This is a genomic window from Acidovorax facilis, assembly GCF_023913775.1.
Classification (GTDB): Bacteria; Pseudomonadota; Gammaproteobacteria; order Burkholderiales; family Burkholderiaceae_C; genus Acidovorax; species Acidovorax facilis.
Genome location: NZ_JAMXAX010000196.1, coordinates 1 through 7,963 on the forward strand (window position 1 = coordinate 1; position 7,963 = coordinate 7,963).

The following is a 7,963-nucleotide window of genomic DNA, read 5'->3' on the forward strand; positions in this document are numbered from 1 at the left end:
GCGCGGATTGTGATGGGACTCGGGCCTGCTGGGTTGTAGGTCGGGCTGACATGCAGCGTGTCGGCGGAGGGATGCGGCGGTTCGCACGCTCTGGCGGGTGGTTTGCCCGGCACCCCGCCAGCGGTGCCTGTGTGGCAGGGTTCGGCGCCCTGCCCGGTGGCATCAGCACAGCGGCAGCGGGCGCTTCTTGTTGAGTGCATCCACCGTGCCCAGCAGTTGCTGCCAGTAGGTGGGCAGTGACGACCACGAGGCGCCGATGGCCAGGTTGGTGGCATAGACCATGCCGGTGTTCAGGCGGGGCCGGTGGGCGTGCTTCACGGCGGCCTGCATGTCGGTGCAGGTGCTGGCGGTGTGGACCAGCATGGCCTGGGCGGTGTTGTCCTTGGCGTAGACCCAGGTGCTGGCGGGCTGGGGGTCTGTGGCCTGGTAGGCGGCGGCATTGCCTGCGTAGGTGACCAGCGTGTCGGCCACACCCGCATAGGCCGCTACGGGGTAGGTGCCTGGGTTGCCGATCACCGTGGGTGCGTTGGGCGGCGTGGCGCCTTTGCTCATGCCCGAGGCCCGGGCCTTGGCGTAGTTGTAGACGTCCTGAAAGTACGCCAGCCGTGCGCTGTCGGTGGCCATGCCGTCCAGGAAGAAGCCGTCGAGCTGGTCGGGGTAGAGGCGGATGTAGTTGTCGATGGTGGCCTTTACGTCAGCCACCGAGCGCGCCCCGCCGCTGCCCGAGGTGGCCACGTAGGCGACGACTTTGTTGGTGGTGCCCGCCACGGCCTTGAAGTCTTTGATGGCCGTGAGCAGGTCGTCGTCAACCTCGGAGTCCGCGGTCAGCACGCCGTCGCTGGCGCTGGCCACGGCGGTGATCTGCACGTCCGGGTAGCTGGCTGCGCCGCTGGTGAGGGTGGCCCAGGGCGATGAGGTGCCGCTGGCGCTGAAATACGCGGGCACCAGCACCTGCAGGTTTTTGTGGGTGGGGCGCACGTAGTACGTGAGGCTGTCGCCCGCCGTGTTGGCGCTGCTGGTGGCCGTGGCGCTGACCTGGAAGGTGGCGCTGGGCGGCAGGCTGCTCACGGTGAGCGTGGTGCTGGCCACGCTGGCCACGGTGGTGGGCGCCACGGGGGAGAAGGTGGCGGCTGCGGAGGGGTTGACGGTAAAGGTGACCACCGTGCCGTTGGGGGCTGCGCCGCCGTTGACGGTAACGTCGGCCGCCAGCGGCTCGGAGGCGCCGGGTTCGAGCACGTTCTCGGTGGGCTGCACGAAATGCAGCGTGACGGGCGCGCTCGCGGGTGGCGGTGGGGCGGTCGTGTTGTTGTCCTTGTCCGTGGCGCCGCCGCAGCCCGCCAGAGCCGCAGTGAGGGCCATCAAGGACGCGAGGCGGTGGGTGCGGGTTGTGGTGAGCATGGTCTTCACGGAGGGTTGGTATGAATGGGTTGATTGTGAAGGCTTGCGCCAGCAGCTCCAAGGGCTGAAACGGCCGCTTTGGCCGGGAAAAACGGCCTTGTTGCGCCGATTGCCGCAGGCGGGCGCCAGTACCATGGCCCACATGCCATCCTTCCTTCACCGCATTACGGCCGCCGCAGCAGCCTTGCTGTGCGCAGCGCTGCTGGTCGGCTGCGGCACGCTGGACGTGCCGCGTGCCGACAACTACCCCGCCACCGGCCAGAAGAAAGCCCGCGCCGTGCACCACTGGGATGTGCTGGCGGGCGATGTGGCCGGGCGCGTGGCCGAAAAGATCGCGTCCTGGCCCGAGGGCGAATACCCGCTGTACGTCACGGTGGCAGACAACTCCAGTTTCAACCAGAGCTTTCTCAAGTTGCTCAAGGTGCACCTGCTGAACCGGGGCGTGGCGGTGTCCACGGTGCCCACGGCGGTGGAGCTGGAGGTGCAGACGCAACTGGTGCAGCACGGGTCTGGCTCACCGCGCGGCCTGCCCGTGCCCATGGCCGGCACCATCATCGGCACTGGCGTGGGCGTGTGGCGCGACTGGGCGGTGCACTATTCCGACCGCACCCTGTTGCCGGGTGTGGCCACGGCCCTGGGCGTGGGGGCGGGGGTGGCGCTGGACATGGCCCAGCTCTACACCCAGGGCGCCGCCGCAGGTGGACCCACGCGCACCGAGGTGCTGATCACATCCACGCTCAAGTCGCGCGACCGGTACCTGGCCGGAACGGCCGATCTGTATTACATCGAGGGGGCCGACGCGGTGCTGTATCAGCCCGAGCGGCCGCCCGCGCCTGCACCGATGACGCCCGTCAAGACTTGGCGGGTGGTGGCGCCATGAAGGGGCTGTGGATGTCGCAACAAGCTCCCCGGGGTGCACGCGCCGCCAGCTGGTGGGCGGCTGCCGCCCTTGCGCTGGGGGGGCTGCAGGGCTGCGAGACCACCAACCCCATGCACAGCTACTACTACGGTGACCGGGCGGGCGGAATATCGCGCTCCAACCTCATCGAGCTGAATGAACGCGCCACCGATGCGCTGCTGCAGACCGCACCGCTGGATGCCAACCAGCCCGTGTTGGTGGCCACGCTGGTCAATGTGGACCGGCTCACTGAATCGTCGCGGCTGGGCCGCATCTTCTCGGAGCAGATCGCGGGCCGCATGGTGCACCGGGGTCTGAAGGTGACCGAGGTGAAGCTGCGCGAGAACCTGCTGCTGCAGCGCGACCAGGGTGAGCTGCTGCTGTCGCGCGAAGTGCGCGAGGTGAGCCAGTCGCAGAACGCGCAGGCCGTGGTGGTGGGCACGTATGCGGTCTCCACGTCGGTGGTGTACATCAGCCTCAAGCTGGTGAACCCGGTAGGCAACACCGTGGTGGCGGCGCACAACTATGCCGTGCCAATGGATGAAAACGTGCGCGCGCTGCTGGCTGGAAGATAGATGACATCCCCCTGAGCGGCTTCGCCGCTTCCCCCTTCTCTCGCGCTACGCGGGAAGTGGGACGCCGCCAGCGCGGCGGGGCGGCCCTTGCGCGGCGGCCCTGGCGGGTGCAGCGCCCATTTTTTCGGTCGGGGTGGGAATCAGGCTAGCGCGCCCGTTTGGTAGGTGCAAAAAGCTAATGCTTTGATATCCATCTCAGTGCAACATGAGTGCGCCTGCCGTCTTGCTCTTGCCGGCGCGGGCGGGTGGGTTGCACAGGCCGCAGGTGAAGTGGCGGTTCTCATACAGCTCGGTCACGAACTGGCCGCTGCACTGGCTGCACTTGGTGCGCGTCAGCATGCCAGCGTCCACAAACTTGACCAGGCGCCAGGCGCGCGTGAAGGAGAGCAGGGGTTCGATCTCGGCCGTGGCGACCTGTTCGTTGTACAGGCGGTAGGCTTTGGTCAGCAGCTCCACGGAATCCAGGTCCACGCCCTTGGACAGGTATTCGTAGATGTTCAGGAACAGCGAGCTGTGGATGTTCTCTTGCCAGGTCAGGAACCAGTCGGTGGAGAAGGGCAGCTGGCCTTTCGAGGGTGACTTGCCCGCGATCTCTTTGTACAGCCGGATCAGCCGTTCATACGACAGCGTGGTTTCCGATTCCAGCACCTGCATGCGGGCGCCCATCTGGATCAGCATAGCCGCGCGTTCGATCTGCTTGGATTCGTTCAGCACGCTCTTGGCGGGGGCTTTGGCAGCGGGGGCGTTGGTGGACATGGCGGGCTTTCGGTGGAGACTGGGGGAAGAGGGCTGCGGGCAAATGCTTCAGAGCACTTCCGACACGCGGCTGGCCATCAGGATGTTGGCGTGCAGCGTGTTGGTGGCTTCGTTGCCCACCTTCTTGGCCGAGTGGTTGGTGAGCAAGCTCCACACCAGGTTGTCGTCCACGCGGAAGCTGCAAAGAAGCGTGTTGCGGGAGGCCAGTTTCATCACTTGCGCTGGCGACAGCGATGCCAGAATGTCGGCAGACTCTTCGTTCATGCCCAAGCGGAACACGGCTTCGGCCTTGTCCTGACGGATCAGGGTTTGGGCCAACATCAGGTAGGTGAGGTTGGCTTCGCGGATTTCAGCGAGGATTTGTTCGTTGGTCATGGCAGCTTCCTTTTTTCCAGTACCGGGTCTTGCGTTGCCTGCTGATTGCAGGTTTTGCGTGATCCGTTGAAATGGATTGTGAAACCGCCCCAATCAGAAATTAAGTCGGGGTTTGGCTGTGCCGCGTGTCTGGTTTTGCGGTGGGCTGTGTAGGAATTTGCCCTACAAGGTGATCAGGCGCTGTCCGGCATTTCAGAGGGTGTGGCTTGCTGCGACCGCGGGTCCGTGTGTGCGGTATCTGCTCATGGTTTTGATAGCACCCGTAAAACCATCTTTTTTGCGCTTTTGCAACCCTTGGCGCCTGTTACCGACCGGCGCCCGTACTGTTTACCCTTTTTCGACGGGCCGCGCCGGGTCACTGCACCATTCGCTCCAGCTGCCAGCAAACAATGCCGTCGGGCCGAGGCCGGCTACCTCCATGCCCAGCAGATTGGGCACGGCGCTGACGCCGCTGCCGCACTGGTGCACCACGGTGGCGGGGTCACGGCCGCCCAGCAGCGCTTCAAATTCAGCGCGCAGCACGTCAGCAGGCTTGAAGCGGCCATCCGCGCCGATGTTTTCGGCAAATGGGCGGTTCAGCGCACCCGGAATATGGCCCGCCACGGGGTCCAGCGGCTCCACTTCGCCCCGGTAGCGGGCACCTGCACGGGCATCGATCACGGTCTGGCCGGGCTGCTGCAGGCGCGCGAGCACCTCGCTGGCCGTGACCAGCTGGCGTAAAGGCTCGCCCAGCTCAAAGTTCGATTGAAAGTGCGCGGGCTCTTCGCCGCTGTTCACCGCCCCACCGGCGGCCTGCCAGGCTTGCAGCCCACCGTCGAGCACGGCCACGGCATCGTGCCCCGCCCACTTGAGCATCCACCATAGGCGGCCACAGTAGTTGGCGCCCTGGCGGTCGTACACCACGGCCTGCATGCCGTTGGCAAAACCCACGCTGGACAGCCACATGGCAAAACGCTCGCGGCTGGGCAGGGGGTGGCGTCCACCGGATGCCGGCTGGTCGGCTTCCTGGGCGGTCAGCGTGCCGTGAGCGCCGGGGGCACCGTGTTTGGCGCTGAGGTCGTTGTCAAGGTTGGCGTACACCGCGCCGGGGATGTGCGCCTGTGCGTACTGCTGGGCACCAGCCGTGGGTTGCATCAGTTCGAAGCTGCAGTCAAACACCATCAGCGGCGCACCGCTGGCGATCAGGGATTGCAGGTCGGGGGCAGAGATGAGCGTGGTGTAGGTGGTCATCGGCAGAAAATGGGCAAAGTGACGGAGTGCGTCGAAAGGGGCTCCATTGTGGCCATCCCGGTGGGGCGTGTCCTCGTGTGGCCGTATCTGTTTTTGTATCCGTCAGTGTTCTTCGGCAGGTGCCCCGGGCGCAGCCCGCGCGCGCAGGATGGTGGCCACGATGCCGCTGCCCACGATGAGGGCCATGCCGAACCAGCCGATGGGCGGGATCTTGTCACCAAACAGCAGCACGCTGTAGACGGCGGCAAACACGATGCCCGAATACTGCAGGTTGGCCACCACCAGCGTGCCGCGCTGGGTCTTGGCGCTAGCGTAAGCCTTGGTCATGCACAGCTGGCCGCCCGCAGCCAGCACACCGATGGGCAGCAGCCACAGCGCCTGCCAGCCCGGCCAGTCCGATACGCCGGTAAACAGCATGGCCCCGCCCCCCGCCACCGCAGAGCCCACGGCAAAGTAGAAAACGGTGCGCGATTCGGGCTCGCCCAGGCGCGACAGCGCCACCACCTGCATGTAGGCAAATGCGGCGGTCAGGCCCGACATCAGGCCGATCATCCCGGCAAAGGCCTGGTTCTGGTCCAGGCTGGGGCGCAGCATCAGCACCACGCCCACGAATCCGGTGAGTACGGTGAGAATCAGCGGCCCTTGCAGGGCGGGCCGTGGCGATGCCGCAGAAGGGCGCCAGGCCAACAGTGTGCCGCCGACCAGGAAGGCGGCGATCCACACGCTGCTCATGTAGTTGAGCGTCATGGCCGTGGCCAGCGGCAGGTGGGCAATGGCGTAGAACCAGGCGCCCAGCGACGCCACCCCCACCAGGCTGCGCCAGGCGTGCATGCCGGGGTATTGCGTGGCCAGCGTCACTTTTTGAGAGCGTGCCAGCAGCCACAGGATGGCCATGCCGATCAGGCCCCGGTAGCACACCAGTTCGGCCGAGTTGAAGAAGTCCGATGCGATCTTGACGCACACCCCCATGCTGGCAAACAAGAACGCGGCCAACACCATCCAGAGGGCTTGCATCGTGACGTGATCCTGTGAAAGGCCGCGCGCCGCACGTGGGGCATAGGATTGCACGGCTTGAAATAAAAATAGCTGCCAGCGCTTGCGGATCAAGCGGTGGCAGCTATTGTAATGAGAGCGGTCAGAGTAGTCGTCGCGAATGGATAGCGTTTACCTCGCTGTTCGAGACTTCACGGATCGACGGCACAAACTCAGGTTGGGGCCTCTCAAAACTGGCGGTGCCCAGGCCAGTGCCCCCGCGCAAGGGCAGCCAAGCCGCGGATGCGGCGCTTCGCTTGCGTGCGCCGGGGGCGTCCCCCCGTGTGGGGAAGACGCGAAGTGGCTCAGGGGGGGGCTTCCCATGACCTGGCGGTACCACTCGTGGAAGTGCTGCATGCCATCTTCCATGGGGCTCTGGTAGGGGCCGACCTCGTTGTCACCGCGCGCCAGCAGGGCCTTGCGGCCTGCGTCCATGCGTTCGCCGATTTCGTCGTCCTCGATGCAGGTCTCCATGTAGGCGGCCTTCTGCGCCTCGACGAATTCGCGCTCGAAGGCAGCGATCTCCTCGGGGTAGTAGAACTCCACCATGTTCAGCGTCTTGGTGGGGCTGATGGGGTGCAGCGTGGACACGGTGAGCACATGCGGGTACCACTCGATCATGATGTGCGGGTACAGCGTGAGCCAGATGGCGCCATATTTGGGCGGCTTGCCTTCGCGATAGTCCAGCAGCGCCTTGTGCCAGCGCTCGTACACCGGGCTGCCGGCCTTGCCCAGGCGGTTGGCCACACCCACGGTTTGTACCGAGTAGTTCTTGCCGAACTCCCAGCGCAGGTCGTCACACGTCACAAAGCTGCCCAGGCCCGGGTGGAAGGGGCCAACGTGGTAGTCCTCCAGATAGACTTCGATGAAGGTCTTCCAGTTGTAGTTGCACTCGTGCAGCTCCACATGGTCGAGCACGTAGCCGTCAAAGTCCAGGTCGGCACGCGGGCCCATCTGGGCCAGGTCGGCGGCCACGTCGTAGCCGTTGTCTTCAAACAGCAGACCGTTCCACTCGCGCAGCTTGTAGTTGTTGAGGTTCAGGCACGGGTCATGCGCAAAGTGGGGTGCGCCCAGCAGCTCGCCCTGGGGGTTGTACGTCCAGCGGTGCAAGGGGCACACGATGTTGCCGCCCGCGCTGCCCTTTTGCTGGATGTTCAGCGAGCCTTTGCCCTTGAGCATGACGGCCTGGCGGTGGCGGCACACGTTGGACACCAGCTCAATGCCGCCTTGGGCGTTGCGCACCAAGGCGCGGCCCTCGCCCTCCTGGGGCAGTGCGTAGTAGTCGCCCGTGTTGGGCACCGCCAATTGGTGCCCCACATAGCGGGGCCCGCGCTGGAAGATGGTGTCCAGCTCGCGCTGGAACAGCGCATCGTCAAAGTAGCTTGAAACTGGTAGTTGGCTTGCGGCCTGCTGCAGTTGAAGACTTAAATCAGACATGGGTGACCTGACCTAAAGACTCCCCACAGGGAGAAAGTGCGGGAGGTGCGCCGGGGAATGCGCATCTGGAAAAAAGGAAACCGGCTAGGGTGGCTAGCCGGCTCGACTGGAATGGGATTATAGGCGGTGGGGTTATTCCCGCACCCCCGCTACGTGAATAGAAAACATCGCTTTCTGAAAATAGAGCGGCGTCACGCATCGGACCGCGTCTGACACGAAGGGCGTACCGGTGCGCCTAAAATCATCGGTTTTTCACCCGCGC

At 65.1% G+C, this 7,963-nt stretch carries 8 protein-coding genes; 2 read left to right on the top strand and 6 right to left on the bottom strand.

Going from position 1 to position 7,963, the window contains the following annotated elements; genetic code table 11:
- Positions 1 to 162 precede the first annotated feature (162 nt).
- Complete coding sequence (locus NFX52_RS28530; RefSeq protein WP_156358809.1) at positions 163 to 1,398, bottom strand: spherulation-specific family 4 protein; 1,236 nt, start codon at positions 1,396 to 1,398, stop codon at positions 163 to 165.
- Between the two features lie 142 nt (positions 1,399 to 1,540).
- On the opposite strand from NFX52_RS28530, the gene NFX52_RS28535 reads away from it, so the two are divergent.
- Positions 1,541 to 2,278 (top strand): hypothetical protein, encoded by a 738-nt coding sequence (locus NFX52_RS28535; protein ID WP_082437553.1) that lies wholly within the window; start codon positions 1,541 to 1,543, stop codon positions 2,276 to 2,278.
- An 11-nt stretch (positions 2,279 to 2,289) separates the two neighbouring features.
- Positions 2,290 to 2,871, top strand: coding sequence for a FlgO family outer membrane protein (locus NFX52_RS28540; protein WP_055400586.1), 582 nt, complete (start codon positions 2,290 to 2,292; stop codon positions 2,869 to 2,871).
- Between the two features lie 195 nt (positions 2,872 to 3,066).
- Here NFX52_RS28540 and flhC read toward each other — a convergent pair whose 3' ends face one another.
- The 5 genes from flhC to NFX52_RS28565 form a co-directional block, all read right to left on the bottom strand.
- Positions 3,067 to 3,627 (bottom strand): flagellar transcriptional regulator FlhC, encoded by a 561-nt coding sequence (gene flhC, locus NFX52_RS28545; protein ID WP_010459839.1) that lies wholly within the window; start codon positions 3,625 to 3,627, stop codon positions 3,067 to 3,069.
- Between the two features lie 48 nt (positions 3,628 to 3,675).
- A complete protein-coding gene (gene flhD, locus NFX52_RS28550; RefSeq protein ID WP_055400499.1) occupies positions 3,676 to 4,002 on the bottom strand; it encodes a flagellar transcriptional regulator FlhD in 327 nt (108 codons plus the stop codon).
- 327 nt (positions 4,003 to 4,329) lie between these two features.
- Positions 4,330 to 5,232, bottom strand: coding sequence for a sulfurtransferase (locus NFX52_RS28555; protein WP_055400502.1), 903 nt, complete (start codon positions 5,230 to 5,232; stop codon positions 4,330 to 4,332).
- A gap of 102 nt (positions 5,233 to 5,334) precedes the next feature.
- Entirely contained in the window at positions 5,335 to 6,246 is a 912-nt protein-coding gene (locus NFX52_RS28560; protein ID WP_055400504.1) for a DMT family transporter, read from the bottom strand.
- Positions 6,247 to 6,396: 150 nt separating this feature from the next.
- A complete protein-coding gene (locus NFX52_RS28565) occupies positions 6,397 to 7,701 on the bottom strand; it encodes an aromatic ring-hydroxylating oxygenase subunit alpha (protein WP_289781639.1) in 1,305 nt (434 codons plus the stop codon).
- Positions 7,702 to 7,963: the final 262 nt, after the last annotated feature.

What these genes read in the sequence shown, in the direction of transcription:
- NFX52_RS28530 (WP_156358809.1), bottom strand. Translation starts at nt 1,398, where the DNA reads ATGCTCACCACAACCCGCACCCACCGCCTCGCGTCCTTGATGGCCCTC.
- NFX52_RS28540 (WP_055400586.1), top strand. Translation starts at nt 2,290, where the DNA reads ATGTCGCAACAAGCTCCCCGGGGTGCACGCGCCGCCAGCTGGTGGGCG.
- flhD (WP_055400499.1), bottom strand. Translation starts at nt 4,002, where the DNA reads ATGACCAACGAACAAATCCTCGCTGAAATCCGCGAAGCCAACCTCACC.
- NFX52_RS28555 (WP_055400502.1), bottom strand. Translation starts at nt 5,232, where the DNA reads ATGACCACCTACACCACGCTCATCTCTGCCCCCGACCTGCAATCCCTG.
- NFX52_RS28560 (WP_055400504.1), bottom strand. Translation starts at nt 6,246, where the DNA reads ATGCAAGCCCTCTGGATGGTGTTGGCCGCGTTCTTGTTTGCCAGCATG.
- flhC (WP_010459839.1), bottom strand. Translation starts at nt 3,627, where the DNA reads ATGTCCACCAACGCCCCCGCTGCCAAAGCCCCCGCCAAGAGCGTGCTG.
- NFX52_RS28535 (WP_082437553.1), top strand. Translation starts at nt 1,541, where the DNA reads ATGCCATCCTTCCTTCACCGCATTACGGCCGCCGCAGCAGCCTTGCTG.
- NFX52_RS28565 (WP_289781639.1), bottom strand. Translation starts at nt 7,701, where the DNA reads ATGTCTGATTTAAGTCTTCAACTGCAGCAGGCCGCAAGCCAACTACCA.